Raw genomic sequence first — 26,281 nt, 5'->3', positions numbered from 1 at the left:
GGGGATGTGGTTGGGTTAGGGATCGGCGGCGCCGCGTACGCAGCTCCGCCGATCCCTCTAAACCACCGTCATTCTCGCCCTCGTGGCGAGAACCCCTGGTTCAGCCCGCAAGTGAAGCGCCTTGGCGCGCCAGCGCGCCACACCTCCGCCCCTGCGGCAGACAGAGGGTTTCCCGCCACGAGGGCGGGAATGACGGGTTGTTTGGAGGTGTTGTGGCTCTCGTCCGCCCGTCGGGAGGAGCCATCCTTACATCTCATGGCGAGACGATCACAGGGCTGCGGCAAGAGATGTAAGGATCGCACCCGACGCTGAGGTCGGCTTCCGACCCAAGTCGGACGTCAGTCTTCTGTCGGAGAAGACGTGTCGACAACGCCCACGTCGCGATCGACTTTGTTACGATCGCCAAAGGCATAGGTTGTCATCAGGTAGCTTCTGCGAGGCTCCTCGACGATCCGATATTCGCCAACAAATCGGCCGAACTCACAGCGAAAGATGGTTTGTGAGCTGTTGGCGAAGCGATCGATCCGCATGAAGCGAGTATTGCGGTAGCAGGCTTCAACCTCGTCTACCCGAGGAGGGCTTGGCAGCACGCCCGCCGACTTGGTCGGCGCATAATAGCATTCGCGAGAGCCGCCGTTGCATCGCCGATACTCCGCCAAGGCTCGCTCCAAGGGCGTCTGCGGTTTTGAGCAAGCGGCAAGCAGGCTGAGCAAAAGCAGGGTCGTCGCTATGGTCGTCTTTTGCATATCGGCAAAATATCTCGCGATCGGGGCACCGCGAGTATGGCAGGTCGGAGTTCCACTTCCCACCCTAGTTGGCCATCGAGATCGTCCGCTAGCCGCCCAGGGCTTAAACGGTGGCGCGTTCCCAACGAGTTCGTTCAACCTCGATCGCTTGTTCGGTCACGGCCCAGATCTCATCTGCAAACTGTCGCATGGCCGCCAGGTCGTTAGCTTCGGCTTCCGATGTTGGCACGAATCGCTTCAGGCCGGCCACCATCTCACCATGCCAGCTCTGAAGGCGGGCGTGCAGGGCAGCCGGATCGTCCACACCCGTAAAATAGGCGTCGTTGCGGCGGTACACATACGCGCAATCACCATGCTCGACGATGTGCGAGACAGGCCCCGCCAGGTTGTCCTGCCATCCCTCCAAATCAATCCAACACGATCTCGCGCGCTCGCTCTGCCAAACGTAGGCTGCGAAAGGGAAAACGAATGCTGCGTCAAAAGCCGCGCGTAGGTGGGAGTTGTGCTTGCTCACGCCCAAGCCTTAGGTGCAACCATGGGGCCGGACAAGCCACAGTCGAACGCAGTCTTCCCACACTGTTCAGACGTTCCGACAAGCAGGTAGTGTCCCGGCATGATTGATGACGACGATACTTGCGTCTGCGCCGACCATGGCGTTCAGCCTGTCACATTTGTTTGCGGCCATATCGTCGCCGTGCCTCGTGGCGAGACGGTTGGTTTCGTCTCTGGAGCGCCGGAGAACGAAGCCGACCTGCGGGATGCTTGGTGTGACAACTGCCACGAGTATCTCATGTCGCACGGCGGCGAGTGGACTGACGATGGGGTCGATGTTCCCGGCGGCATCAAGATCATATGCGCTGAGTGCTACCGTGTTCGGGAGGCCGACGCTCAGAGTTTGGGCCGCCGGACGATCTACTAGCGTCCGTTCTCCACCCATCGCGGACCCTCGCGGCGTCCGCTCGCCCGCCCCTACGCCGGCCCCCGCAGGATCTTCGCCATCGCCTTTCCCTTGGCCAGTTCGTCGATCAGCTTGTCGAGATAGCGGATCTCGCGCATCAGCGGCTCCTCGATGTCCTCGACCCGCACGCCACAGACCACGCCCGTGATCTCGACCCTGGCCGGATTGAGCCTCGGCGCGCTCGCGAAGAAGGTCTGGAAGTCGGTCTTGGCCGCGATTTCCGCCTCCAGCCCCTCCGGCGTGTAGCCGGTCAGCCACCGCAGGATCTCGTCGACCTCGGCCTTGGTCCTCCCCTTCTTCTCCGCCTTGGCGACATAGAGCGGGTACACGCTGGCGAAGCTCGTCGTGTAGATGCGGTGGGTCATGGCGGCCTCCGAACCGCATTTGGCTAGCATGTTTTCACGCCGATGAACAAAGGCGCGGCCGGCGGGTTTGCCTTCCGAAGGAGCCCGTCATGCTCGAGAAGATCCCCCACGGCCTGGGCCACGCGTTGCGCGGCGTGCGCGCCGGGTTCGACAAGATCGCCAGCGAGGACCCCGCCTTCGCCGACATCCCCGACACGATCGCGCTCTCCAGCGTGGCGTTCGAGGACGGCGGCGCGATCCCGGCGCGCCACACCGCCGATGGCGAGGGCCTGTCGCCGCCGCTGGCCTGGCGCGTGTCGCCGCCCGGCGCCGGCGCGGTGGCCCTGCTGGTCGAGGACCCCGACGCGCCGACACCCGAGCCCCTGGTCCATCTCTTGGCCTGGGACCTGCCGCCGGACCTCGCCGGGCTCCCCGAGGGCCAGTTCCGCGGCCCCGGTCACGACGGCCTGGACGAGAACCTCGGGCGCAACAGCTTCCTGCGCGCCGGCTGGCTGCCGCCCGATCCGCCGACCGGCCACGGTCCGCACCTCTATGTCTTCCAGCTCTTCGCGCTGGACCGGCCGCTGGCGTTCGACCATCACCCGAGCCGAGGCGCGTTCCTCGACGCGATCAAGGGCCGGGTGCTGGCGCGCGGCATGCTGGTCGGGACCTACGAACGCCCCTGAGCCGGTAGCCTATTTCCGGTAAGCCGCCACGGTCAGCCGGCTGCGCGCCGCCGGCTGCTTCTTGGCGATGAGCTCGGCCGTGGCCGCCAAGCCCGGGTCGTCATAGGCCCAGGCCGCCAGGTCGTAGAGCGGCAGCGCCTCGTCGCTGGCGTCCTGCGGCTTCAGCTCCTGGTACGGGAACGCCGCCTCGGCGCCGACGAACTGGGAAAGATAGGTCAAGGCCGCGCGGATGCTCTGCCCCTTCGGTCCCTTGTAGCCCCACAGATCGACGCCGACGCACGGGCCGAGCTCCGCCAGGCCGATCAGCGGCTCCAGGGCGAAATAGCTGTAGTGCAGCCCCCGGGTGCGGGCGAGCTCCTTGGGCATCTTGCCGTCGGCCTCGATCTGCGGGTCGATCCGCCCCTTGGCGGCGCCGGCGATGGTGGCCTTGGCGAGGTCGGGCTGGCGCGCGAACAGGGCGTACTGGGCCAGCTGGTCGTCGTACCAGATGCCGTGATTGTTCTCGGCGGCGCGCTCCTCCTTGGCGGTCGGGGCGGTTCGCAGCCACTGGACATAGTCGCCGAACCAGGTCTCCAGCCCCTTCTGTTCGGCGGCCGTCAGCACCTTGGCCGGGGCCAGGACGCCGATCGACTCGATCACCGGCAGCAGGCGATAGGTGTCCAGCACGCCCTCGGCCCGGCCCAGGGTGCGGCCCGGCACGCCCTGGGCATAGGCCATCGACGGGTTCATCCGCGTGGCCGGGTCCAGGAACCAGACGCGCAGCAGCTGGGCGGCCTTGGCGGCGTATTTCGTCTCGCCGGTCAGGTAATAGGCCAGGGACAGCGCCTCGACCGCGCCGCCGAACGCATCCATGCGCACCGCGTCGAAGGCGTTGGTGGCGCGCTCCGGATTGAACTCGCCGTCCTTGCGGATATAGGGCTCGCCGTTCGGCTTGCTCGGGTCGGGCCACCAGTAGGGGCCCATCGAGATATAGTCGTGCTTGTCGCCGCTGGGCGGCGTGCGGCTCTTGTCGGTCACGCTGTAGACCGGACCGGCCAGGGCCTTGTCGGCGCGGGCGATCAGCGCCTGGCGGGCCGGCGCGAGCGCCGGGTCCGTCTTGGCCGCTTCCAGCCATTGCGGCTTCCAGCGGAAGGTGCGGCGACCGCCGAAATCGGCGGCGTAGCCGTCGCTGGCCTTGCAGACCGGGGTCGCGGCGCTGGCCGGGACGGCGACCGCCAGCGCGCCGATGGCGGCGCAGAGGGTCAGCACGCGGACCGAGGCTCTGATCATCTGTCTTCCCCCATGGATGGGCTCTCCGGCCCTCTGGACGGTCGGAGCTTTACCCGATCCCGAAGCCGGGGCAAGGATATTGGTATGACCAAATAGGCCCTTTCCGCCCAAATTGGTAATTTGTCTTCTGCCCGTTTGCGTGGATCGGGTCAGGTCGGTTATCACCGAGCGAAGCTTTCGCGGCCTTGCCCGGCCGCCATGGCGCCCGTCAGAGGCGCGCGGAGGAAACAGGACAGATGACGCCGACGCGCTTACGTCTCGCCGCCGCCCTCGCCTGCCTGGCGCTGGCCCCCGCGCCCGCCCTGGCGCGGCCCGCGCCGATCCCGGCCGCCGCCTCGCCCGACCTCGCCGCCTCGGCCCTGACGCTGGGCCGGGCCGTGGCCGACTGGCAGCTCCGCTACCTGGACGGTCGGTTCGACTATGTGCAGACCCACCGCCCCGGGACGCAGAACCCGCGCGGCTGGATCCAGGGCGCCTTCTATGTCGGCCTCGCCGCCTTCGCCGATCGGACGGGCGACGCGCGCTACGTGGAGGCGATCCGCGCCCACGGGGTCCAGGAAGGCTGGGGCCTGGGCGCCCGCCCGCTGCACGCCGACGACCACGTGGTCGCCCAGAGCTGGATCTGGCTCTATCGCCGCGACCGCGATCCGGCGCGGATCGCGCCGGTCAAGGCCCGCTTCGACGCCATTCTCGCCGCGCCGCCCGAGGCCGACCTGACCTTCATCGACGGGACCGAGAACCAGCCGTGCCAGGCCCGCTGGTGCTGGAGCGACGCGCTGTTCATGGGGCCGCCCACCTGGACCGCCCTGTCGGCCGCGACCGGCGACCCGCGCTACGCCGCCTATGCCGACCGCGAGTTCTGGGCGACGACGGACTGGCTGCTGGACAAGGAGACCGGGCTCTATTTCCGCGACAGCCGGTTCTTCGATCGCCGCGACGACCAGGGCCGCAAGATCTTCTGGAGCCGCGGCAACGGCTGGGTCTATGCCGGCCTCGTCAACATCCTGAAGACCCTGCCGGCCGACCACCCCTCGCGGCCGCGCTATGTCGCCCTATTCCAGCGGATGTCGGCGCGGCTGGTCAGCCTGCAGAAGTCCGACGGCTACTGGTCGGTGTCGCTGCTCGCGCCCGAGCACAGCCCGCCGGAGAGCAGCGGCACGAGCTTCTTCGTCTACGGCCTGGCCTGGGGCGTGAACCAGGGTCTGCTGACGGCGCCGCGATACGCCGCCTCGGCGCGTCTGGGCTGGTCGGCCCTGGCCAGGGCCGTGCGGCCGGACGGCATGATCGGCTGGGTGCAGCAGGTCGGCTACGCCCCCGATCACGTCGAGGCCGACGACACCCAGCTCTACGGCGCGGGCGCTTTCCTGCTGGCCGCCTCCGAGGTCTCGCGCGGCCGCTTCTGACCGCGACGATCCAAGGGTTCCACGGGCCTGACCGGGCGCCAGCGCCGCCTCGCGAGCGCGTCTACGCTTGCGATGACACCGGTCACCAATCGCCGTTATCAAGTATACCCAGCCATCGAAAATCGATGTTTCACCAAGCTGTGCAATACGCGTGGCCGCTGCAACGCAGGCGACCTTGAATCGATCCCGACTGATTTCTATAAAGTTTTGTAATGTTTCCCCCTCGATACCAACTTGACTTAATCACGCCGCAATCCGACCTAAGCCGTTGCCTTTGAGATACAGCTTCAAGACAAAATTATTACATAAAAGCGGCCGCGATTGACCCTCGGCGCGACGCGGTCCTAAGCCGCCAGCAACCGCCTGAACGGGGCGGGAAACTCGTCTTGCATCGGACCGTCACGACGTCGGCGCGCGCGCCGAAGGGAAGGTCTGGAAGGGTCATCTCATGAAGTATCAGCTTAACCGCGGCCGCCTGCTCGCGACCACGATGATCGCGGGCCTGGCCACCCTGGCCGGCTTCGCCGCCAACGCTCAGACCGCGCCCGCCAAGCCCCCGGCCGACCCGAACACCGAGGTCGAGGCCGTCGTGGTCACCGGCTCGCTGCTGCGCCGCACCGACACCGCCACGCCCTCGCCCGTGACCGTCCAGACCAGCGAGCAGCTGAAGGCCCAGGGCATCACCACCGTCGCCGACGCGATCCGCAGCCTGTCGGCCGACAACTCCGGCTCGATCCCCGCCGCGTTCGGCAACGGCTTCGCCGCCGGCTCGACCGGCGTCTCGCTGCGCGGCCTGTCGGTGAACTCGACCCTGGTGATGATCGACGGCCTGCGCAACGCCAACTATCCGCTGGCCGACGACGGCCAGAAGGCGTTCGTCGACCTGAACTCGATCCCGTTCAACGCGGTCGAGCGCATCGAGACCCTGAAGGACGGCGCCTCGTCGCTGTACGGCGCCGACGCCATCGGCGGCGTGGTCAACATCATCATGAAGTCGAACTATCAGGGCATGAGCGCCGACGCCTCGTACGGGCGCAGCCAGCACGGCGGCGGCGACCAGTACCGCTTCAACGCCGACATCGGCCACGGCGACCTGGAGACCGACAAGTACAACGCCTATTTCGACGTCGAATACCAGCTGGACAAGCGCATCCGCGGCAACCAGCGCGGCTTCCCCTACAACACCAATGACCTGTCCTCGATCCCCGGCGGCGAGAACAACAATCCGCAGACCGGCGGCAGCACCTTCTACGGCAACGTCAAGCGCGCCACCCTGACCACCCCGGGCAATCTGGCCAGCGGCCTGGCGATCGACAGCCCGACCAATGTCTGGCAGCCGCTGCGCACCTGCGCCGCCGACGCCCCGCTGACCACCCAGCGCGACGACGACGGCACGCTGATGGGCACGTACTGCGCCCAGAACGTCGCCAACTTCGGCGACATCCAGCCCCAGCAGTCGCGGATCGGCGCCTATGGCCGGTTCACGATCAAGCCGACCGACAATCTCGAGGCCTACATCTCGGGCAGCTTCGTGCAGAGCAAGACCTCGGTGAACGGCACGCCCGTCACCGTCTCGTCGAGCACGCCGAACAACCTCTCGAACCTGGTTCTGCCGGTCTATATCTGCTCGGCCGGCGCCAACTGCGCCACCGCGCCCGACCGTCGCCTGAACCCGAACAACCCGTTCGCCTCGACCGGCGACTACGCGCTGATCAAGTACCGCTTCAGCGACCTGCCCGCCTCGTCCAACTACACCAACCGCATGTTCCGCATGGTCGGCGGCGTGAAGGGCAACGCGATGGACTGGGACTACCAGGCCAATCTCGTGATCGCCCACGACACCCTGGAAAGCGCCCAGACCGGCTTCCTCAGCTACAAGCAGCTGATGAGCGACATCCAGACGGGGGCCTACAACTTCGTCGACCCGTCGCAGAACAGCCAGGCCGTCCGCGACGCCCTGTCGCCGGTGCTGGCCAAGACCTCGACCACGGACCTGGACTCGCTGAGCGTCCAGGCCTCGCGCAAGCTGTTCAGCCTGCCGGGCGGCGACGCCCAGCTGGGTCTCGGCGGCGAGTTCCGTTACGAGGCGACCAACGACCCGGCCCTGAACCCCGTCAACGACGCGCAAGGGTTGGGCAACGCCCGCACCCAAGGCAACCGCACGGTGGCCTCGGCCTTCGCCGAACTGGGCATGCCGGTCCTCGACAAGCTCGAGGTCAACCTGTCGGGCCGCTATGACCACTATTCGGACTTCGGCGGCAACTTCTCGCCCAAGCTCGGCGTGAAGTTCACGCCGATCAAGTCGGTGGCCCTGCGCGGCACCGTCTCGAAGGGCTTCCGCGCGCCGTCGTTCTCGGAAGCCGGCAACTCGGCGAGCCAGGGCTTCACGACCTTCTCGTTCAAGGCCGACCAGTACGCGGCCTTCCGCGCCGCCCACGGCAACAACGACTACACCAAGGCCTATTCGCTCTCGTCGATCACCTCGGCCAATCCGGACCTGAAGCCGGAGAAGTCGACCAGCTACACGTTCGGCGCGGTCTGGGCCCCGACGCGGACGTTCAGCGTCGCGCTCGACTACTACCACATCAAGAAGAACGACGTGATCGCCCAGGCCAGCGCGGGCACGGCCCTGGCCGCCTACTATGCCGGCCAGGCCATCCCGACCGGCTATATCGTGACCCCCGACGCCCGCGACCCGGAACATCCCACGGCCCTGCCGCGGGTGCTGTCGGTGTCGTCGCCGTACATCAACGCGGACTCGCTGGTGACCAGCGGTCTGGACCTGAACGTCCAGGCCTCGTTCTACCTGCCGGCCGACGTGAAGTGGACCAGCACCGTCGATGCCACGACCATCTTCGACTACAAGTACACGCAAGGCGGCGTGACCTACGACTATGTCGGCACCGAAGGGCCCTACGCCCTGTCGTCGGGCGCCGGCACGCCGAAGAACCGCCTGCAGTGGACCAATACGTTCGAACGCGGCCCGATCCGCGTGACGGGCACGATGAACTATGTCAGCGGCATGCGTGAAGGCGACGACAGCTATCAGGACGGCTGCCTGTACGGCGACTCGAACTTCAACTGCCGGATCAAGTCGTTCACGACCTTCGACCTGACGGGCGCCTACGACGTGACCAAGAACGCCTCGGTCTATGCCGACGTGCTGAACCTGTTCGACACCGGCCCGATGTTCAACCCGGCCAACTACGCCGGCGTGAACTGGAACCCGACCTATTCGCAGTCGGGCATCGTGGGCCGTTACTTCCGCGTCGGCATGCGCGTGAAGTACTAAATCCCGAGCTATCTCGCGTACGGGTCGCGTGCATGTATGACCCGATGAGATGGAGGGGCCGCCCGCGAGGGCGGCCCCTTTTTGGCCGCTTTCACATGAGTCCGCGCTCGGTCCGGATGGAAATCCTCCTCCCCCCGGGTCCGGCGGCGCCGGCCCGAGGACGTGCTTCGACAAGCTCAGGATGAGGATTTTGTGCCCGGGGACCGACAGTCGTCCTCACCCTGAGCTTGTCGAAGGGCGAGGACGGCCTCCGCCGCACCTCGACACGCAACGTCGAAACGGCCTTCGAGCCCGCCCCACAAAAAATGGGCTGAGCCGACCATTGCCGAACGTGCGGAAACATCGTCCGCTTACGTCAGTCTAGGGAGAGGCGGGCGCGTCCCAGCGATCGCCGAGGGCTTACGGGGTTTCAGATGATGACGCGTGGCGGAGCGATGGCCGGGGCGGCCCTCGGCGTGGTGCTGGCTTTTGGCGGGATGGCGGGCGCGTTCGCGGCCGATCTGCCAACGCCCCAGACGGCGTTCGCGCAGCCGGTGGGCAGCGACTACTTCCTGGCCGACTACACGGCCTACGAGGCCTATCTGAAGGCCCTGGCCGCCAAGTCCGACCGCATGAAGCTGGTCGACATCGGCAAGACCGAGGAAGGCCGCACCATGTGGATGGCCATCGTCTCCTCGCCCGCCAACCTGGCCAAGCTGGACCGCTACAAGGAGATCGCCCGCAAGCTGGCCAAGGCCGAGGGCGTCAAGGAGGACGAGGCTCGGACGCTGGCCGCCGAGGGCAAGGCCATCGTCTGGATCGACGCTGGCCTGCACGCCAGCGAGACCATCACCTCGCAGGGCCAGATCCAGGTGCTCTACCGGATGCTGACGGAGAACGATCCGGAAACCCTGCGGATGCTGGACGACTGCGTGATCCTGTTCGGCCAGGACAATCCGGACGGCATGGAGATGATCGCCGACTGGTACATGCGCAACCCGGATCCGAAGAAGCGCGAGTTCGGCTCGCTGCCGCGCCTGTATCACAAGTATATCGGCCACGATAACAACCGCGACAGCTTCATGTCGGCGATGTCGGAGACGACCAACGTCAACAAGCAGCTGTTCCGCGAGTGGTTCCCGCAGATCGTCTACAACCAGCACCAGACCGGCCCGAACGGCATGGTGGTGTTCGTGCCGCCGTTCCGCGACCCGTTCAACTTCAACTACGACCCGCTGGTCATGACCGAGCTCCAAGAGGTCGGCATGGCCATGCACAGCCGGCTGGTGGCCGAGGACAAGCCGGGCTCGGGCGCCCGCAGCGCCGCCCCCTACTCCACCTGGCACAACGGCATGGAGCGGTCGGTCGCCTATTTCCACAACTCGATCGGCCTTCTGACCGAGATCATCGGCGGCCCGACCCCGACCACGGTCAATCTGGTTCCGGAGCTGCAGCTGCCGGGCAATGACCGCCCCGCCCCCATCGCGCCCAGGGAATGGCATCTGCAGGACTCGCTGGACTACCAGTGGACCATGAACCGGGCGGTGATCGACTACGCCTCGCGCAACCGCGAGCGGCTGCTGTTCAACATCTGGAAGATGGGCGACAACAGCATCAAGCGCGGCTCGCGCGACAGCTGGACCATGACCCCGACCCGCGTCGATGAGCTGGCCAAGGCCGGCAAGGACAAGCCGGGTCCCTATGGCGCGGCGATCGACCCCAGCCTCTACAAGACCGTGCTGCAGACCCCCGAGGCTCGCGACGCGCGCGGCTATGTCCTGCCGTCCGACCAGGCCGACATGCCGACCGTCACGGCCTTCCTGAACACCCTGATCAAGAACGGCGTCGACGTCGACAAGGCCACCAAGCCCTTCACGATCGGGAGCAAGACCTATCCGGCCGGCTCGTACGTGATCCGCGCGGCCCAGGCCTATCGCCCGCACATCCTCGACATGTTCGAGCCGCAGGACCACCCGCACGACCTGGAATATCCGGGCGGTCCGCCCAAGGCGCCGTACGACGTCACCGGCTACACCCTGGCCTATCAGATGGGGATCAAGTTCGACCGCATTCTCGATGGTTTCGAGGCCCCGACCACCCGCGTGCCCGACCTGATCACGGTGGCGCCGGGGGCGGTGAAGGGCTCGGGCGGCGCGGGCTGGCTGATCAGCCACGAGACCAACGCCAGCTTCACCCTGACCAACCGCCTCTTGAAGGCCGGCGCCAAGGTCTACTGGGTCAAGGACGGCGCCAAGGCCGGCAAGGTCGCCTTCGGCCCCGGCGCGATCTTCGTCCCCGCCTCGCCCGCCGCCAAGGCGGTGATCGACAAGGGCGTCAAGGATCTGGGCATCGACGCCTACGCGGTGGGCGGCAAGCCCTTGGGCGCGACGATCGCCCTGAAGCCGATCCGCATCGGCCTTGTCGACGTCTATGGCGGCTCGATGCCCTCGGGCTGGAACCGCTGGATGTTCGAGAAGTTCGAGGCGCCGTTCCAGGTCGTCTATCCGCAGCGCCTGGACGCCGGCGACATCCAGAAGGACTTCGACGTCCTGGTCTTCCCCGACGGCGTGGTGCCCAGCGAGACCGGCCGCGGCGGGCGGGGCGGCGGCGGCCAGCCCAAGCCCGAGGACATTCCGGCCGAATACCGCGCGTGGCTCGGCCGGTTCAGTGACGACAAGACCCTGCCCAAGGTCGCCGAGTTCGTGAAGGGCGGCGGTACGGTGGTGGCCATCGGCGCCTCGACCCGCTTGGCGACGGCCATGGGCGCGCCGATCGAACTGGCCACGGCCAAGACCGAGAACGGCCAGACCAAGCCCTACTCCACCCGCGAGCTCTACATCCCCGGCTCGGTGCTGCGCGCCAAGGTCGATCCCAAGCAGCCCCTGGCCTACGGCGCGGCCGATCAGGTCGACGTCTTCTTCGACCGCAGCCCGACCTACACGATCAAGGCCGACGCCAAGGGCGTGGCCAAGGTCTCGTGGTTCGACACCGACAAGCCCCTGCGCAGCGGCTGGGCCGTCGGCCAGGAGAAGCTGAAGGGCTCGGTCGACATGCTCGACATCGACATCGGCAAGGGCAAGGTCTTCGCCTTCGGCCCCGAGATCACCCAGCGCGCCCAGTCGTGGGGCACGTTCAAGTTCCTGTTCAACGGCCTGCTGTACGGGCCGGCGGTGAGCGGGAAGTAGGACCGCCGCTGGCCGGCTCATCCCGGGCCGCTAGCGGTTGTCTGGCGTGAAGCGGTCGGTTAGCCATGACAACGCCGCGGCTCGGGGGCGGCGCGGCGAACGGTCGAGCATGGCCGTGATCGGCTGACGCCCTCTGACATGGGGGAAGAGATGCTGGATCGACGCGTTCGATGGGCGATGGTCGCCCTGACCGTTCAACTGCTTTGCGCCGGCGCGGTGGCCGCCCAACAGCCCGCGCCGTCGCACGACCCAGCGCCGGCCGCCGCGCCCGCCGTGGAAGACTATGGCGCGCCCATCCATTACGACGAGGCCCTCAAGATCATCCAGGCCGGGATGCTGAAGAGCCGGGCCGCGGGCCTGCGCCAGGCGTTCGCGATCGTTGAACCGTCGGGCGAACTGGTGGCCTTCGGGCGCATGGACGGCGTTTCGTATGGCGCGATCCGCGCGGCGCAGTTGAAGGCGCGCACCTCCGCCCGATACCGGGTCGCGACCAGCGTTCGAGAGTCCCAGCTGCAGGGCGGCCGCTTGGCCATTCTGTCCAACGACGAGGTCATAGCGATCGGCGGCGGCGCGCCGATCGTCCGAGACGGGCTCATCGTCGGGGCGGTCGGCGTCTCGGGCGGCAGCGCCGATCAGGACGCCAATGTCGCCGCGGCCATCGCCGCCGCCGAGAACGCGCGCCCGCGTTGATCTGAGCGTTCGCGAAGCCGCCTTCGCGGCGGCTTCCTCGAAGGCTTGGGCCTCGGAAGCGCGTTCGGCGCCGGAGGGGAAGCTCCGGCGCCGGGAACCGACGCGAGGTCGCGGGGAGCAAAGGCCTCGCGCCGATCCGTTCAGGCGGCTCGACGCCAGGGGTCGGCGGCGTGTCCGGCGCTCTCGCCCAGTTGGAACATGCCGACCAGCTCGGCCAGGCGCGCGGCCTCGGAGCCCAGGGCGTGGCTGGCTGCGGTCGCCTGCTCCACCATGGCCGCGTTCTGCTGGGTCACCTGGTCCATCTGGTTGACGGCCGAGTTCACCTCGGTCAGTCCCATGGCCTGGTCCCGGGCCGAGGTGGCGATCTCGCCGACCAGGGCGTTGATCTCGCCGACCCGGCCGACGATCATCTCCAGCGCCGACCCCGTCTTGCTGACCAGACCCACCCCCTGCTCCACCTGCTGGCTGGAGGCCTGGATCAGGCCCTTGATCTCGCGCGCCGCGTCGGCCGAGCGTTGGGCCAGCGCCCGCACCTCCTGGGCGACGACCGCGAAGCCGCGGCCGCTCTCCCCCGCCCGCGCCGCCTCGACGCCGGCGTTCAGGGCCAGCAGGTTGGTCTGGAAGGCGATCTCGTCGACCACGCCGACGATCTGGCTGATCTCCTGCGCGTAGCGGGCGATCTCGTTCATGGCGACGACGGCGTTCAGCGCGATCTTGCCGGAGGTCTCGGCGTCGCCGCGCGCGGCGGCGACCACGCTCGAGGCGTTGTTGGCGTTCTGGGCCATCTTGCGGACCGCGCCGGTGACCTCGTCGAGCGCCGCGGCGGTCTCTTCCAGGCTGGCGGCCTGGCGCTCGGTGCGCCGCGACAGGTCGGCCGAGGCGCTGGAGATTTCGCGCGCGCCGCCGTGGATGCCTTCCGAGACCACGTTGATCGTGCGCATGGCTTCGCCCAGCTTGGCGATGGCCTGGTTGAAATCGGTCCGCAGCTTTTCGTACGCCGGCGGGAACGCCGTCCCGAGGCGATAGGCCAGGTCCCCCGAAGCCAGGCGCTCCAGCCCCCGCGCCAGCCCCTCGACGACGCTCTGCTGCTCGGCCTGGGCCAGCGAGCGCTCGCGCTCCTGTTCGGCGCGGGCGGCGGCTTCGCGGCCGTTGGCGCTCTCCTGCTCGGCCCGGAGGGCGACGATACGATGCTGATTGTCACGGAAGACCGAGAGCGACCGCACGATCGCGCCCAGTTCGTCGCCGCGTTGCAGGGCGTCCAGATCGAGGGCGACGTCGCCCTCCGCCAGGCGTTCGGTGGCGTTGGAGATGGCGTCGACGGCGCGGCGGATGCCCATCACCCCGGCGATGGCCACGACGGCGACGGCGATGATGGTGAAGAGCACGAGACCCATCAGCATCGCGCCATAGAGCCGGGCCTTGGCGGCGCTGGCCTGGGCCTTGGCGCTGGAGTCGGTGATGACCTCCTTGGAGGCCTTGTCCAGCGCCGCCGTCATGCTGGCGTACTGCGCCTCGAACGGCTCGACGAAGGCGGCGGCGGACGGGAAGTCAATGCCGAGCATCGAGCCCACGACCTCGATGCCGCCGCGATAATTGGCCAGATCCTTCAGCACGCCGGCGAACTTGGCCTGCTGGTCGGCGGGAAGATCGGTCTTGATGGCGGTCAGTTCGGCCTTGATGCCGTCGACCTCGCCGATCAGCGCCTTCAGCTTGGCGTCGCTGCCGGTCGCGCCGGCGGCGCCGGCGGCGGCTTGGCGGGTCAGGACCTGATAGAGCGTCCCATGAGCGGCCGCGATGCGCTTGGAGGCCAGGAGCAGGCGACTGCTGGTCGTCATGTCCTGTTCGACCACGTGCCGCAGCAGCACGGTCTGCTGGGTCTGGGTCCAGAAGGCTCCGGCCGCCACCAGGGTGAGCATGATCACCGCGAAGGCCGGCGCCACCGCCATCTTCACCACCAGCGGCAGGTTGGCGATCTTAAGCTTCGTCATCGACTGTCTCCGAAGGAAGTCGGCCCCGCGGTCGCCCGCGGGGCCGCCAGGCGTCACCAGCTCTTGCTGACGGTGAACTGGACGCGGCGCTCGGCTTGCAGCCCGCGAGTCTGCTGCTGCCGCGCGTTGAGCAGGTTCTGGCCGCCGACGGCGAAGACCAGGCCGTCGCCGGCCTTGTACCCGACGCGGCTCGACAGCGACGCGTAGGCCTTCACCGGCTGCAGGGCGCCATTGGTGATGTCGTACCATTGGAAGTCGCCGACATAGTGCAGGTTCGCGTCGGCCTCCCACGGCCCGCCGGACCAATCGACGCCCAGGTTGCCGCGGCTCTTGGGCGTGGTCTGCGCGAAGGCCACGTAGCGCTGCACGGCGTTGAAGCCGGGGAACAGCGAGTCCTTGACGTCGGTATAGGTGTAGTTGGCGCGCCAGCCGAAGCCGCCGGCGACCTTGCCCGAGGCGATCAGTTCGACGCCCTTCATCTTGGAGTCGCTGACATTGCGGTAGGTGAAGCCCGGCGCGGTCGTGGCGGTCGGCGCGAAGTCCATGGCCGCCGTGCTGATCCCGCTCTTCAGGTCGGTCCAGTCCTGAAGGAAGAAGCGCACGCCCAGCTTGGCGTTCTTAAGCTCCCGATCGTAGGCCGCCTCGTAATTGGCGACGATCGTCGGTCTCAGGTTCGGGTTGCCCAGCAGATAGACCGGACCCGAACCCAGCTGCACGCCGCCCAGCTCGGTCAGGCTCGGGGCCTGAACGCCGCGCCCGTACGAAAGGCGGAAGGTGTCGAAGTCCGTCGGCCGCCACGCGGCCGTCAGGTTCAGGCTCGGCTCGTTGATGTCGCGGTTCCAGTACTTGTTGTCGCCCAGGGGGATCCGCGCGGGGAACGGACCGGTGCGCGCCAGGCTCAGCTTGTCGAAGCGAAGCGCCGCCGTCGTGGTCAGCTTATCGTTGACCACCCAGTTCCACATGGCCGAGGCGGACCAGACATCGTAGCTGACCTTACCGCCGGTGATCGGCGCGGTGTTCAGGGTGTTGTGGCGATATTCGCCGCCCAGGCGGATCGTGTTCGCCGCGCCGATCTTGAACAGATCCTGCACGCTCACGACGTCGATCGTGTTCTTCCAGTTGATGCCGCCGGCCAGGCCGTACTTGGCGGTCAGCCTGTTCTCGTAGGCTTGGGCTTGCAGCTGCCCCAGGCGCGTGTCCGAGGTCAGGGTCGCCTTGCCCGAGCTGGTGATCATCTTCATCGCGGTGTAGCTGTAGCCGCCGGCCACGCTGTCTTCCTGGATGTTCGACCACGAGCCTTCGGCGCGGAGCTCGGTCTTGGGGGCCAGTTGCGCCACGACGTCCAGAGCCGTGGAGAGGCGCCGCGGATCGTGCAAGCTGGCCGCCGTCGGCAGCGCCCCCGTGCGGGCCCATTCGTTCTGCTTCTCGGCGCCGGCCGAAAGGCGCGCCGAGATCGCCTGGCCCAGCTTGACCGTCGTCGCCAGCGAGACCGTCCTCTGGCCATGGTCGCCCACGCGGGCGGTCGCGACGTTCAGGTCGTCGAACTTCGGATTGAAGGTGATGATGTTGACCACGCCCGAGACGGCGTTGAAGCCGAACAGCGCGCTGTTGGGCCCCTTCACGACCTCGATCTGACGGATCTCGTCCATCTGGACGGGAAGGGAGGCCCAGACGGTCAGGCCATAGTGGTCCAGATAGACTTGGCGGCCGTTGACCAGCACCAGCAGACGCGGAGAGCTGACCTGATCGTAGCCGCGAACATTGACGTCCGCCTGGCCGGCCGAGAAGTTCAGCACGTCGATACCGGCGACGCGCTGCAGAACGCCTGGCAGCGTCACCTCGCCCGAGCGGCGGATGTCGGCGGCCGAGATGATCTGCATGTCGGCGGGCGCCTGGGTGGCGCGCTGCGGCGAGCCGGTGGCGCTGGTGGTGACGGGCTCGTTGAACAGCTGCTCCAGCGCGCCGTAGTCGATCGACTGGGCGGAAGCGGCGGTGGCCGAGGCCAGCATGCAGAGGCCGACGGAGGCGCCGGCGAAGAGCGTGGTTTTCATGGTCATGGTTCTCTGGGCGGCTCGGATCAGACTTCGCGGATCATCATGCGGAAGGCGGCCTTGAAGACCGCGCCGACGGCGGCGGCGGCGCCGCGGTTGACGATGATCTCGACCTTGGGCTCGGTGGCGACGCTCATGGCGCAGCCGCCGCTGGTGGCGCACTCGGGGTCCGACCCGATGGTGATGATCTTCTTGGCCTTGGCCGCGCCGCCGACGGCCGCGTAGTTGACGCCCTTGGTGACGAACAGGGCGACCACGCCGCTGGCGCCGCCCACGGCGCCGGCTTCGATCGGCTTGCCGGTCAGGGTCAGCGCGCCCGCCTGCAGGCCGCCGCCGATGGCGGACATCAAGGCGTTCTTCTCGGCCACCGAGGCGGGCTTGGACGGGTCGTAGACGATGCCCAGCACGCCCGATCCGCTCGGTCCGTTTTCGAGGAAGGTAAGCCCCCGCCCCGCGACCTGCAGATCCTTGGCGGGGTCGGCGTGGGCGGCGGTGGCGAGCAGCGCGCAAGACAGCGCCGCCCCCAGAGCGGTTAGGTTAGTTCGAGACATCTGTATCCCCATAAACGCGACAACTTCTGGCCGCGAAATCTGGGGACAAACGCTGCTTTAAAAGAAAACAAGTCGTTAATTCGTCAATACCCAAATAGGGTACAAAATGGAATGAAAGACTTGCTACAATATAATTACTTTGCACTCAGGCCGATATATGCATGGCGGTTCGCGGTATATCGACATATATTTACTCGATATCGATGCGAGATTATCGGCTCATCCGGTAGATCGCCCTTAAATCGATAGGTGCGTTTGAGCTTATCGAGGACTAGAATCTGAAACTCGCCTTCCGCCGGCTGTTCGCTGCTCAGGTCCAAGCGCGGCTTTGCCTGAGGACGGACAGATTGTCGCACCCCGAAAAAACCGTTTTGAGACAGTCGGTTGCCCGGTTGTATCGCGCCGCCGCGCTCGCTCCGCGACCGTCGCCGGGCGGCCAGAAACGCGTTCGGCGCCGGAGGGGCAGCTCCGGCGCCGATGATCGAGACCCTTGGAGGACGTTCAGGGAGGAAGGACGTCCCTAGGGCGCGACCGCCTCGGCGCCCGGACGACGCGGATCCGCGCCGCCCAGATAGAGGCCATTCTCGATCATGATCGATTGGGCGGAGCCCATGGTCTCGTCCGAGGATAGGGGGTGGCCCATCGCCTTGAGGGCGGCCACCGTGTCGGGATTGAAGTTCGGCTCGACGCGCAGATTGTCGCTGGCGTCCTGGAAGATGCGCGGCTGATGGGTGGCCTCGGCGACGTTCAGCTTGAAATCGACGACGTTGACGATGACCTGCAGCACCGTGTCGATGATCGTGCTGCCGCCCGGCGTGCCGGTGATCAGCCAGGGCTTGCCGTCCTTGAAGATCATGGTCGGCATCATGGTCGACAGCACCCGCTTGCCCGGTTGCAGGGCGTTTGGCGGCAGCGGGCGACCGGCCTTCCGGGCCCGCCAGGCGGCCTCGTGGGCGTAGTTGTTCATCTGGTTGTTCAGAACAAAGCCCGCGCCCTCGACCATCACGCCAGAGCCGAAATCGGCGCCCAGGGTGAAGGTGTTGCTGACCGCGTTGCCCTCGGCGTCGGCCACCGAGAAGTGCGTGGTGTTGTGGCTCTCGAACGCCCAGGGGTCGCCGACGCCCAGGTCCTTGGCGCTCTTGGCGCGGTCGGGGTCGATCAGCTTGGCCCGCTCGGCGCCGTAGGCCTTGGACGTGAAGCCCTTCAGCGGGACCTTGACGAAATCGGTGTCGCCCAGGAACCGCGCGCGATCGGCGTAGCCCAGCTTCATCGCCTCGGCTTCCAGGTGCAGCGTCTTGGCCGAGCCGAGGCCCGCGGCCTTCAGGTCGAACCGCTCCAGGATGTTCAGCATCTCGAGCAGGGTCGCGCCGCCGGCGCTGGCCGGAGGCGAGGTCTTGACCGTCAGGCCGCGATAGCTGCCCTCCAGCGGCTGGCGGATCACCGCCTTGTACGAGGCCAGATCCTCGGCGGTGATCAGGCCGCCGTGCGCCTTCATGTCGGCGGCGAAGCGCTGGGCGATCGCGCCGCGATAGAAGGCGTCGGCGCCCTGGTCGGCGATCTGGCGCAGCGACCAGGCAAGGTCGGGCTGCTTCAGCACCTCGCCGGCGCGATAGAGCTCGCCGCCGGGCTTGTAGAAGGTCCGCTTGCCAGCCGCGCTCTCGGACAGGCGCTGCTTGCCCCAGCTGAAGACGAAGGCCTCGTCCGGCGACAGGGTCACGCCCTCGCCCGCCAGCTTGATGGCCGGCTCGACCAGCGTCTTCCAGGGCAGCCGTCCATATTTCTGATGCGCGAGATAGAGGCCCGCCACCGTCCCTGGCACCACCGGCGCCCGATAGCCGCGCGAGGAGACGTCGTTGTCTTCCTTGCCGTCGGCGTCGACGAAGGTCTCGAGCCTGGCGGCCATCGGCGCGACGCCGCGGTAGTCGATGAACACCGTGTCGTTGGTCTTGGCCATGTAGACCATCATGAAGCCGTCGCCGCCGATATTGCCGGCGCGCGGCAGGACCACCGCCAGGGCGAAGGCGGTCGCGATGGCGGCGTCCACGGCGTTGCCGCCCTGGCGCAGGATGTCGGCGCCGACCCGCGTGGCGATCGTGTTCTGGCTGACCACCATGCCGCGCTCGCCGACCACGGGCGAGTGGATGCTGGGATATTCCAGCAACTGCTTCTTCTGGGCCAGCGCCCCGGTCGAGGCGATCGGCGCGATCGCCAGCGCCAGGGTGGCGAGGCCGGTGGAGATCAGACGAAACGGCTTCAAAACGCCCTCTCCCGCGATAGAGGCGAACACCCTTCCGCCTCCCCGGCCTTGGCCGGGGAGATCGGTGTTCCGGGTTAGAACTTCTTGGACAGGTTCATGTACCAGTAGCGGCCCGTGGCGTTGTGCAGCGCGCCGAGGAAGCCGAAGTTCGAGGCCGAGATCGGCGGGTCCTTGTCGAAGGCGTTGCGCACGCCCAGACGCACGGTGGACGCGCCGAACATGCCCTTCTTGAAGGCGTACTGGCCGTAGAAGCTGACCGTCGTCCAAGCCTTGATCGGGAAGTACTCGCCGTTCACCTGGGCCGGACCCGTATCGTAGACCTGGCCGACATACTGGACGAAGGCGCCCGCGCCCCAGCCCTTGTAGCGCCAGGTGAAGCTGCCCGAGCCACGGAACTCGGGATAGCCGTCCAGCTTGATCTGGTTGCCGGCCGACGAGATCGTCAGGCCCGGCAGTTCGCCGGCGGAGACGGCGGTCTGCAGCAGCGACTCCAGCGGGCTCGGCGCCTGATCGTACTTCAGCAGCTTGGCGACATTGACCGTCAAGCCGAAGTCGCCCCAACGGGTGTCGTCGAGGTCGTAGTCGAGGCTGAAGTCGGCGCCCCGGACCACGCGCGGCTGCAGGTTCTGATAGGTGTCGTTGATATAGGCGATGTTGCCCACCGTGGCCGTGCCGACCGGGGCGTCGCGCACGACGTTCGGGTTCGACGAGCCGTGCAGGCGCAGATAGTAGTCGTAGGCGATGGCGTTGTAGCCGCCGACCACGCCGATGACGCCCTTCTCTCGGATCGACCAGAAGTCGCTGGTCAGGGTCAGCTTGCCGAACGCGCGGGGGATGAAGGTGGGCTGGTAGACGAAGCCGACGGTGGCGTTGTCGGCCTGTTCGGGCTGCAGGTTCTTGTTGCCGCTGCGCGACTCGATGGTGCTGACGCTGGAGCAGGTCACGCCGTTGAGGCGGCAGGCGGCGTAGTCGATGCGGTTGTTGGAGACCGTCGCCCCGTCGCTGTAGAACTGCGGCAGGTTCGGCGCGCGGAAGCTCTGGGAGACCGAGCCGCGCAGCGCGAAGCCGTAGCCGACCTTCCAGTAGATCGCGCCTTTCGGCTTCAGCACGTTGCCGAAGTCGGAATAGCGCTCGTCGCGCGCGGCGATCTGCAGGCTGACTTCCTCGACGAACGGAATGCGCATCTCGGGCGAGATGACCGGCACGGCCAGCTCGAAGAAGGCCGAGGCGACCGAGCGGCTGCCATGGACGTCCGGCGCGCCCGACGCGCCCACCACGTCGGTGCCGTAGGTCACGCCGGTGACGTTGTTGGTGTACTTGATCTTGCCGTCCAGGCGATCGTCGCGGTTGTCGTCATAGGTCTCGCGACGCCACTCGACGCCCGCGGCCAGGCCGACATCGCCGCCCGGCAGCCGCACCAGATCCTTCTTCGAGACCTTGAAGTCCGCCAGGGCCAGCGAGGTCTCGCCGATCCGATAGACATTGATCAGGAAGCTGTTGATCGTCTCACGGCTGTTGGGCGTCGCGTCGCCCAGCGAATAGTTGTCCAGGCTGCCGCCGTTGAACGGGTTGTAGGCCGTGGCGTCGGTGCGGTTCAGCGCCTGCTGGAACAGGGTGTTGCTGATCGCGTTGTGGGTCATGTCCTTCGTGCGCGCCATGGAATAGAGCAGCGCCGAGTCCCACTTCCAGCCGTTCCATGAGCCCTTCAGCCCGCCCAGCAGGCGATAGCTGTTGTCGGTGACGGTGTAGGTGCGCGGTCCGGTGTCGACCACGCGATAGGTCGTGATGTTCATCGCCAGGCCCGTCGTCGGCACGCCGGTCAGGTTGGCCAGGCGGTTGGGGCTGGAGGTCGGGCCGAAGGGGTTCCAGTAGGCGTTGGCCGCGATGGTGATCGGGGCGGTGCTCAGCGGCGCCGACTGCTCGCGGCTGCCCGAGAACAGCGCGTGATAATAGCCCGCCTCGCCATAGGCGGTGACATCGCCGAAGTCGTGCTCGACGGTCGAGAACAGGTTGGTGCGCTCGACGCCGCCCTTCATCGTGCGATCGGGGTTCTCGTCATAGCGCAGCACGCGGTCGGCCGCGCCGGTGATCGTGCCGGACTTCAGGCAGAGATTGCCCGTCAGCACCGTGCTGGAGCAGCCGGCGGCGGTGTTGCCGACCGGCTCGACGTGGAACACGCCCGAGGTGGTCAGCGCCGTCGTCCCCTGGCGCACCGCGGTGGTCGACGGAATGACCGTGAACGAGCCCCAGGGGCTGGACGTCGAGCGGCTGTCGAAGGTGGTGTTGTCGGCCCAGGGCGTGTTGGCGACCTGCGGGCGATGATCCTCGCTGGCCGAGTAGTCGCGCTCGGACGCCATCAGGCGGCTGCGGCCGGTATAGTTGGCGAAGAAGGTCAGGCGCGTGCCGTCCTTCAGCCGTGTCCCGGCCTTCAGGTTGATCGAGCCCTCGCGATAGCTGGTGCCCTCCGAGCCGCCGTACTGGGCTTCCATCCGCAGGCCGCGGAACCGCGTGTCGAGCACGGTATTGACCACGCCCGCCACGGCGTCGGTGCCGTAGATGGCCGCGGCGCCGTCGCGCAGCACCTCGACGCGCTTGATGCCGGCGACCGGGAACGAGTTGGTGTTGACGGTCTGGACCGGCACCAGGTTCTCGGTCTGGCTGCCCGGCGCGAGGACGGCGCGGCGGCCGTTCAGCAGGGCCAGCGTATTGCCGGTGCCCAGGCTGCGCAGATTCAGCGAGGCCACGTCGCCGCGCGCGTCGTTCAGGTTGCCGGTGGTGCGCGCTTCCTGGAACTGCACGTCGCCGGCCTGCGGGATCGAGCGGAACAGCTCGTCGCCCGACACCGCGCCGCTGGCCAGGATCTCGCGCTCGCCCACGACGGTCACCGGCAACGCCTCGGTGGTCCGAGCGCCCTCGATCTGCGAGCCGACGACCACGACGGTGTCGACGACCTGGGCCTCTTCAGTCGCGCCGGCCCCCGCGCTCTGGCGCTGGGGGACGGACGCCTCCACGGTCTCCGGGCGCAGGGTGATCGTGGCGCCGTTGTTGGACTGGACGGTCAGGCCGGCGGCGCGCGCCAGGCGGGTCAGGGCGTCGCGGTCGGCGATCTCGCCGGTCACCGCCGGCGTCTGCTTGCCGGCGGCCGCCTCGAACGGAAACAGGACCTGCTTGCCCGACTGGCGGGCGAAGGCCTGCAGCGCGGTCACCGCGTCTCCGGCCGGAATGTTGAAGGTGTGACGGCTCTCTTGCGCCAGGGCGGGCCCGGCCAGGACCAGGACGGCGGCGGACGCCATCAGGAAGCCGCGAACCGTGCGGCGGCGCGTGTGGATCGACATCGTTGCTTTAGCCCCTCTCGGCGCCCTCTTTTCCTTATGCGGAGGGGCGGCCTTGCTGGAACGACGCACCGATATCGGGTTTCCGCCATCTACCGGCGGGATTTATCCGCCCATTTTTTACGAGATCGGACGCCGGGACAGCCGGATCGCGCCGTCGGCGCCCTCGGCCGCGCGCACCGGGAAGGCGTTGGTCACGGCGTTGACGAAGCTGGTCGGCTCGGTCGTCTGGAAATAGCCGGCCAGACGCAGGCCCGAGATCGACGGGTCGGCGATGCGGATCTGCTGGCGGTTGTAGCGATTGAACTCGGCCACCGCCTGTTCCAGCGACTGGCCGTTCAGGGCGATGGCGCCCTGACGCCACGCCAGCGCGCGGTCGATCTCGCTCTCGGGGATGGGGCGGGCGCGGGCGCCGGCCGAGCCATAGACCGCCGCGACGCCGGCCGTCAGGCGCACCTCGTCCTTGCGCTCGGCCGCGCCGGGATCGAGTTCGACGGCCCCGCGCTTGACGGTCACCGCCGCGCCGTCGGCGCGCAGGCGCACCGCCATCTCGGTCGAGCCGTCGGCCTGCATCACCGCCTTGGCGGCCTTGATCACGAACGGACGCTTGTCGTTGGCCGCCTGGAACACGGCCTCGCCGCGCACCAGGCGAACCTCGCGCACCCCGCCGTGATAGCGGACCACCACCTTGCTGTCGGTATTGAGCTCGATACGGCTGTTGTCGCTGAGCACGACGACCCGGCGCTCGCCGATCGCGGTGGCGTAGGCGGTGGAGGTTCCCAGCGAAAGCACTCCGCCCACCACCATGGCCGCCGCGGCGGCGGCGGCCAGACCGCGCGCCCACGGCGAATGCCTCAAGCCGCGCGCGGGGGCGGCGATCAGCAGGTCGGGTTCGGGCTTGCCGGCCCCGGGCCGCAGGGCGCGAAGACGCTCCAGACGCCCCCAGGCGACCGCTTCGCGCTCATAGGCGGCCTCGTGCTCGAACGACTCCCCGCGCCAAGCCTCGAAGGCGGCGCGGTCGGCGTCGGAGCACGAAGGATCGTCAAGCCGGACCACCCAGAGGGCGGCCGCCTGCCTCACCGCTTCGCGTCGTGATCCCGCTTCCCGCTCCATGAGCGCCCTTCGTCGACCCTGGTCTTGCCGCGTCCATTACGCCGTCCCAGTCTGTCGGAACAGTGGCGCAAGCCCTTCACCAAATGCTTCTCAACAGTAGAGACGGACAGACCCAGCCGGACCGCTATAGCGTCCGGCGAGAGGCTGTAAACTTTTCTCAACGTGAAGACGCGGCGACACTGGGCGGGCAGCTCGGCGATGGCCTCGGCCAGGGCGCGCAGCTCCTCGCGCGATTCGAGCATCGCTTCAGCGCCCGGCGTCTCGTCCAGCGGCTCGATCCGCTCGAAATCGGCGACGGCGGTGATCGTCAGCACCTTGCGGCGACGCAGGGCGTCCAGGGCGCAGTTGCGGAGGATCCTCGTCGCGAAGGCGCTGGGATTGCCGATCTCCCGCCAGGTCTTGCAGGCGATGGCGCGCGCGAAGGTCTCGTGGACCAGATCCTCCGGATCGGTCTGCCCGTCGCGACAGAACTGGCGCGCATAGGCCAGCAGGTCCGGCTCCAGCGGCAGGATTTCCCGCCGGAACCAGGCGCGCCTGTCATCGTCCTCTTGCGCCATGAACGCTCCCCTCGCCGGGCAGCCAAGCCTATCGGACGCGGGTTGGCAACCCGGCGGCCGGCGCGCCGCGCGGCGAGCGGCCAAGAACGCCTAATCTTTGGTCGTCCTAATCGTCGATGCGGTTGTGTCGAGTGTCCTTCAGGAACAGTCCGCCGACCACGGCCGTGATCCCGGCGATGATCACCGGATACCAGAGCCCCGAATAGATATCGCCGGTCGCCGCCGTAATGGCGAAGGCGGTGGTGGGCAGGAAGCCGCCGAACCAGCCGTTGCCCAGGTGATAGGGCAGCGACATCGCCGTATAGCGGATGCGCGTGGGGAACATCTCGACCAGCATGGCCGCGATCGGGCCGTAGACCATGGTCACATAGATCACCAGCAGGGCCAGCAGGCCGACGACCTTGGGCTTGTCGACCCGCTTGCTGTCGGCCTTGGCCGGATAGCCGGCGGCCTTCAACTGGTCGCCGAGATCGGCTTCCCAGGCCTTGCGGGCGGCGGCGAAGGCCTTGCCGGTCGCGCCCTTGGCGTCGAAGCCGGCCATGGTCACGGCGCCGACCTGGACGCTCGCGGCCGCCCCGGCGCCGACGTCCTGGACGCGGTAGCTGACGCCCGCCTTGGCCAGATAGGCCTTGGCCACGTCGCAGGCGCTGTTGAACTTGGCCTTGCCGATCGGATCGAACTGGAAGGCGCAGGTGGCGGGGTCCGCCGAGACCGTCACCGGCGCCGCCGCCTCGGCCTTGGCCAGGGCCGGATTGGCGTAGGTCGTCAGGGCGTTGAAGATCGGGAAATAGGTCGCCGCCGCCAGCACGCAGCCGGCCAGGATGATCCACTTGCGGCCGATCCGGTCCGACAGCCAGCCGAAGACCACGAAGAATGGCGTCCCGATCAGCAGGCCCGCGGCCACCAGCAGATTGGCCAGGGCGCCGTCCAGCTTCAGCGTCTTTTCCAGGAAGAACAGCGAATAGAACTGGCCGGTGTACCAGACCACCGCCTGGCCCATGGTCAGGCCGACCAGGGCCAGCAGCACGACCTTGAGGTTCTCCGGCCGGGCGAACGCCTCGGCCAGCGGCTTCTTGGAGCCCTTGCCCTCGGCGATCATGCGCTGGAAGGTCGGGCTCTCGTGCAGCTTCAGGCGGATCCACAGCGAGACGCCCAGCAGCAGCAGCGACACCAGGAACGGCACGCGCCAGCCCCAGGTCTTGAAGGCGTCCTCGCCGATCTGGAGGCGCGTGGCCAGGATCACCAGCAGCGACAGGAAAAGGCCCACCGTCGCGGTGGTCTGGATCCAGCTGGTGTAGAAGCCGCGCCGCCCCTCGGGCGCGTGCTCGGCGACATAGGTGGCCGCGCCGCCGTACTCGCCGCCCAAGGCCAGGCCCTGCACCAGGCGCATCACGACCAGCGCCGCCGGCGCGGCGACGCCGATCTGCGCGTAGGACGGCAGAAGGCCGACGACGAAGGTCGACAGGCCCATCAGCAGCATGGTGATCAGGAAGGTGTTCTTGCGCCCCCACAGGTCGCCCATCCGCCCGAAGATCACCGCGCCGAACGGCCGCACCGCGAAGCCGGCGGCGAAGGCCAGCAGGGCCAGGATGAAGCCCGTGGTCTCGTTGACGCCGGAGAAGAAGTGGCTGGTGATGATCGGGGCCAGCGAACCGTAGAGGTAGAAGTCGTACCACTCGAACACCGTGCCCAGCGACGACGCGCCGATCACCAGAGCGTCGCGGCGCTTGCCCGACGCGGCTTGGCTATCCGCCCCCATGACCTTCCCTTCCCTCGTCCCCGCCGCGTTTTCGCGGTCGTCCCGCCAGCCTAGCTCAGCGAACGTGGGTTTTGCGACACGGATTATTGGTAGCGGTCACTTTTATCCCCCTTGATGGGGG

The 26,281-nt window shown here is 67.7% G+C and carries 18 protein-coding genes and 1 pseudogene; 6 read left to right on the top strand and 13 right to left on the bottom strand.

The window, feature by feature from the left end:
• Positions 1 to 338: 338 nt before the first annotated feature.
• Both Q0V34_RS06430 and Q0V34_RS06425 read right to left on the bottom strand, forming a co-directional pair.
• A complete protein-coding gene (locus tag Q0V34_RS06430) occupies positions 339 to 746 on the bottom strand; it encodes a hypothetical protein (RefSeq protein ID WP_297509466.1) in 408 nt (135 codons plus the stop codon).
• A 103-nt stretch (positions 747 to 849) separates the two neighbouring features.
• The gene (locus Q0V34_RS06425; RefSeq protein ID WP_297509463.1) at positions 850 to 1,260 is read right to left on the bottom strand and encodes a hypothetical protein; all 411 of its coding nucleotides are present in this window, start codon (positions 1,258 to 1,260) and stop codon (positions 850 to 852) included.
• Positions 1,261 to 1,359: 99 nt separating this feature from the next.
• On the opposite strand from Q0V34_RS06425, the gene Q0V34_RS06420 reads away from it, so the two are divergent.
• The gene (locus tag Q0V34_RS06420; RefSeq protein ID WP_297509460.1) at positions 1,360 to 1,665 is read left to right on the top strand and encodes a hypothetical protein; all 306 of its coding nucleotides are present in this window, start codon (positions 1,360 to 1,362) and stop codon (positions 1,663 to 1,665) included.
• 50 nt (positions 1,666 to 1,715) lie between these two features.
• Here Q0V34_RS06420 and Q0V34_RS06415 read toward each other — a convergent pair whose 3' ends face one another.
• Positions 1,716 to 2,069: a DUF2200 domain-containing protein gene (locus Q0V34_RS06415; RefSeq protein WP_297509457.1), complete on the bottom strand. Its 354-nt coding sequence runs from the start codon at positions 2,067 to 2,069 to the stop codon at positions 1,716 to 1,718.
• A gap of 89 nt (positions 2,070 to 2,158) precedes the next feature.
• Between Q0V34_RS06415 and Q0V34_RS06410 the strand changes: the two genes are divergently transcribed.
• Positions 2,159 to 2,734: a YbhB/YbcL family Raf kinase inhibitor-like protein gene (locus Q0V34_RS06410; protein WP_297509454.1), complete on the top strand. Its 576-nt coding sequence runs from the start codon at positions 2,159 to 2,161 to the stop codon at positions 2,732 to 2,734.
• Positions 2,735 to 2,743: 9 nt separating this feature from the next.
• Here the strand turns inward: Q0V34_RS06410 and Q0V34_RS06405 are convergent, their stop codons facing one another.
• On the bottom strand, positions 2,744 to 4,003 hold the full coding sequence (locus tag Q0V34_RS06405; protein ID WP_297509452.1) for an alginate lyase family protein: 1,260 nt from the start codon (positions 4,001 to 4,003) through the stop codon (positions 2,744 to 2,746).
• A gap of 236 nt (positions 4,004 to 4,239) precedes the next feature.
• Here Q0V34_RS06405 and Q0V34_RS06400 point away from each other — a divergent pair, with 236 nt between their 5' ends.
• Both Q0V34_RS06400 and Q0V34_RS06395 read left to right on the top strand, forming a co-directional pair.
• A complete protein-coding gene (locus Q0V34_RS06400; protein ID WP_297509449.1) occupies positions 4,240 to 5,406 on the top strand; it encodes a glycoside hydrolase family 88 protein in 1,167 nt (388 codons plus the stop codon).
• A gap of 448 nt (positions 5,407 to 5,854) precedes the next feature.
• On the top strand, positions 5,855 to 8,698 hold the full coding sequence (locus Q0V34_RS06395; RefSeq protein WP_297509446.1) for a TonB-dependent receptor: 2,844 nt from the start codon (positions 5,855 to 5,857) through the stop codon (positions 8,696 to 8,698).
• A 165-nt stretch (positions 8,699 to 8,863) separates the two neighbouring features.
• On the opposite strand, the pseudogene Q0V34_RS06390 reads toward Q0V34_RS06395, so the two are convergent.
• Positions 8,864 to 8,948 (bottom strand): annotated as a pseudogene (locus tag Q0V34_RS06390) (hypothetical protein); the annotation flags it as partial.
• Between the two features lie 163 nt (positions 8,949 to 9,111).
• Here Q0V34_RS06390 and Q0V34_RS06385 point away from each other — a divergent pair.
• Complete coding sequence (locus tag Q0V34_RS06385; protein WP_297509443.1) at positions 9,112 to 11,862, top strand: M14 metallopeptidase family protein; 2,751 nt, start codon at positions 9,112 to 9,114, stop codon at positions 11,860 to 11,862.
• Positions 11,863 to 12,012: 150 nt separating this feature from the next.
• The gene (locus Q0V34_RS06380; RefSeq protein WP_297509439.1) at positions 12,013 to 12,552 is read left to right on the top strand and encodes a heme-binding protein; all 540 of its coding nucleotides are present in this window, start codon (positions 12,013 to 12,015) and stop codon (positions 12,550 to 12,552) included.
• 140 nt (positions 12,553 to 12,692) lie between these two features.
• Here the strand turns inward: Q0V34_RS06380 and Q0V34_RS06375 are convergent, their stop codons facing one another.
• The 8 genes from Q0V34_RS06375 to Q0V34_RS06340 all read right to left on the bottom strand — a co-directional run bounded on the left by Q0V34_RS06375 (position 12,693) and on the right by Q0V34_RS06340 (position 26,160).
• Complete coding sequence (locus Q0V34_RS06375) at positions 12,693 to 14,540, bottom strand: methyl-accepting chemotaxis protein (protein ID WP_297509436.1); 1,848 nt, start codon at positions 14,538 to 14,540, stop codon at positions 12,693 to 12,695.
• Positions 14,541 to 14,593: 53 nt separating this feature from the next.
• Positions 14,594 to 16,591, bottom strand: a complete 1,998-nt coding sequence (locus tag Q0V34_RS06370; protein WP_297509434.1) for a TonB-dependent receptor — start codon at positions 16,589 to 16,591, stop codon at positions 14,594 to 14,596.
• A gap of 26 nt (positions 16,592 to 16,617) precedes the next feature.
• The gene (locus tag Q0V34_RS06365) at positions 16,618 to 17,142 is read right to left on the bottom strand and encodes a hypothetical protein (RefSeq protein ID WP_297509431.1); all 525 of its coding nucleotides are present in this window, start codon (positions 17,140 to 17,142) and stop codon (positions 16,618 to 16,620) included.
• Positions 17,143 to 17,662: 520 nt separating this feature from the next.
• Positions 17,663 to 19,429 carry a gamma-glutamyltransferase gene (gene ggt, locus Q0V34_RS06360; RefSeq protein ID WP_297509428.1) on the bottom strand — a complete coding sequence of 589 codons (1,767 nt, stop codon included), beginning with the start codon at positions 19,427 to 19,429 and terminating at the stop codon, positions 17,663 to 17,665.
• 44 nt (positions 19,430 to 19,473) lie between these two features.
• Positions 19,474 to 22,734, bottom strand: coding sequence for a TonB-dependent receptor (locus Q0V34_RS06355; RefSeq protein ID WP_297509425.1), 3,261 nt, complete (start codon positions 22,732 to 22,734; stop codon positions 19,474 to 19,476).
• A 117-nt stretch (positions 22,735 to 22,851) separates the two neighbouring features.
• Positions 22,852 to 23,844, bottom strand: a complete 993-nt coding sequence (locus Q0V34_RS06350) for a FecR family protein (RefSeq protein ID WP_297509422.1) — start codon at positions 23,842 to 23,844, stop codon at positions 22,852 to 22,854.
• Positions 23,808 to 24,401, bottom strand: coding sequence for an RNA polymerase sigma factor (locus Q0V34_RS06345; RefSeq protein ID WP_297509419.1), 594 nt, complete (start codon positions 24,399 to 24,401; stop codon positions 23,808 to 23,810). The genes Q0V34_RS06350 and Q0V34_RS06345 overlap by 37 nt, the downstream gene beginning before the upstream one ends.
• Before the next feature lie 106 nt (positions 24,402 to 24,507).
• On the bottom strand, positions 24,508 to 26,160 hold the full coding sequence (locus Q0V34_RS06340; protein ID WP_297509416.1) for an MFS transporter: 1,653 nt from the start codon (positions 26,158 to 26,160) through the stop codon (positions 24,508 to 24,510).
• Between the last annotated feature and the right edge of the window lie 121 nt (positions 26,161 to 26,281).

The sequence above is a fragment of the uncultured Caulobacter sp. genome, assembly GCF_947036865.1.
Lineage (GTDB): Bacteria > Pseudomonadota > Alphaproteobacteria > Caulobacterales > Caulobacteraceae > Caulobacter.
The sequence above is the reverse complement of the archived record's forward strand: the minus strand, read 5'-3'. Positions and strand labels throughout refer to the sequence as shown.

What these genes read in the sequence shown, in the direction of transcription:
- Q0V34_RS06420 (WP_297509460.1), top strand. Translation starts at nt 1,360, where the DNA reads ATGATTGATGACGACGATACTTGCGTCTGCGCCGACCATGGCGTTCAG.
- Q0V34_RS06345 (WP_297509419.1), bottom strand. Translation starts at nt 24,401, where the DNA reads ATGGCGCAAGAGGACGATGACAGGCGCGCCTGGTTCCGGCGGGAAATC.
- Q0V34_RS06430 (WP_297509466.1), bottom strand. Translation starts at nt 746, where the DNA reads ATGCAAAAGACGACCATAGCGACGACCCTGCTTTTGCTCAGCCTGCTT.
- Q0V34_RS06415 (WP_297509457.1), bottom strand. Translation starts at nt 2,069, where the DNA reads ATGACCCACCGCATCTACACGACGAGCTTCGCCAGCGTGTACCCGCTC.
- Q0V34_RS06375 (WP_297509436.1), bottom strand. Translation starts at nt 14,540, where the DNA reads ATGACGAAGCTTAAGATCGCCAACCTGCCGCTGGTGGTGAAGATGGCG.
- Q0V34_RS06340 (WP_297509416.1), bottom strand. Translation starts at nt 26,160, where the DNA reads ATGGGGGCGGATAGCCAAGCCGCGTCGGGCAAGCGCCGCGACGCTCTG.
- Q0V34_RS06385 (WP_297509443.1), top strand. Translation starts at nt 9,112, where the DNA reads ATGATGACGCGTGGCGGAGCGATGGCCGGGGCGGCCCTCGGCGTGGTG.
- Q0V34_RS06370 (WP_297509434.1), bottom strand. Translation starts at nt 16,591, where the DNA reads ATGAAAACCACGCTCTTCGCCGGCGCCTCCGTCGGCCTCTGCATGCTG.
- Q0V34_RS06350 (WP_297509422.1), bottom strand. Translation starts at nt 23,844, where the DNA reads ATGGAGCGGGAAGCGGGATCACGACGCGAAGCGGTGAGGCAGGCGGCC.
- Q0V34_RS06355 (WP_297509425.1), bottom strand. Translation starts at nt 22,734, where the DNA reads ATGTCGATCCACACGCGCCGCCGCACGGTTCGCGGCTTCCTGATGGCG.
- Q0V34_RS06405 (WP_297509452.1), bottom strand. Translation starts at nt 4,003, where the DNA reads ATGATCAGAGCCTCGGTCCGCGTGCTGACCCTCTGCGCCGCCATCGGC.
- Q0V34_RS06410 (WP_297509454.1), top strand. Translation starts at nt 2,159, where the DNA reads ATGCTCGAGAAGATCCCCCACGGCCTGGGCCACGCGTTGCGCGGCGTG.
- Q0V34_RS06380 (WP_297509439.1), top strand. Translation starts at nt 12,013, where the DNA reads ATGCTGGATCGACGCGTTCGATGGGCGATGGTCGCCCTGACCGTTCAA.
- Q0V34_RS06395 (WP_297509446.1), top strand. Translation starts at nt 5,855, where the DNA reads ATGAAGTATCAGCTTAACCGCGGCCGCCTGCTCGCGACCACGATGATC.
- Q0V34_RS06365 (WP_297509431.1), bottom strand. Translation starts at nt 17,142, where the DNA reads ATGTCTCGAACTAACCTAACCGCTCTGGGGGCGGCGCTGTCTTGCGCG.
- Q0V34_RS06400 (WP_297509449.1), top strand. Translation starts at nt 4,240, where the DNA reads ATGACGCCGACGCGCTTACGTCTCGCCGCCGCCCTCGCCTGCCTGGCG.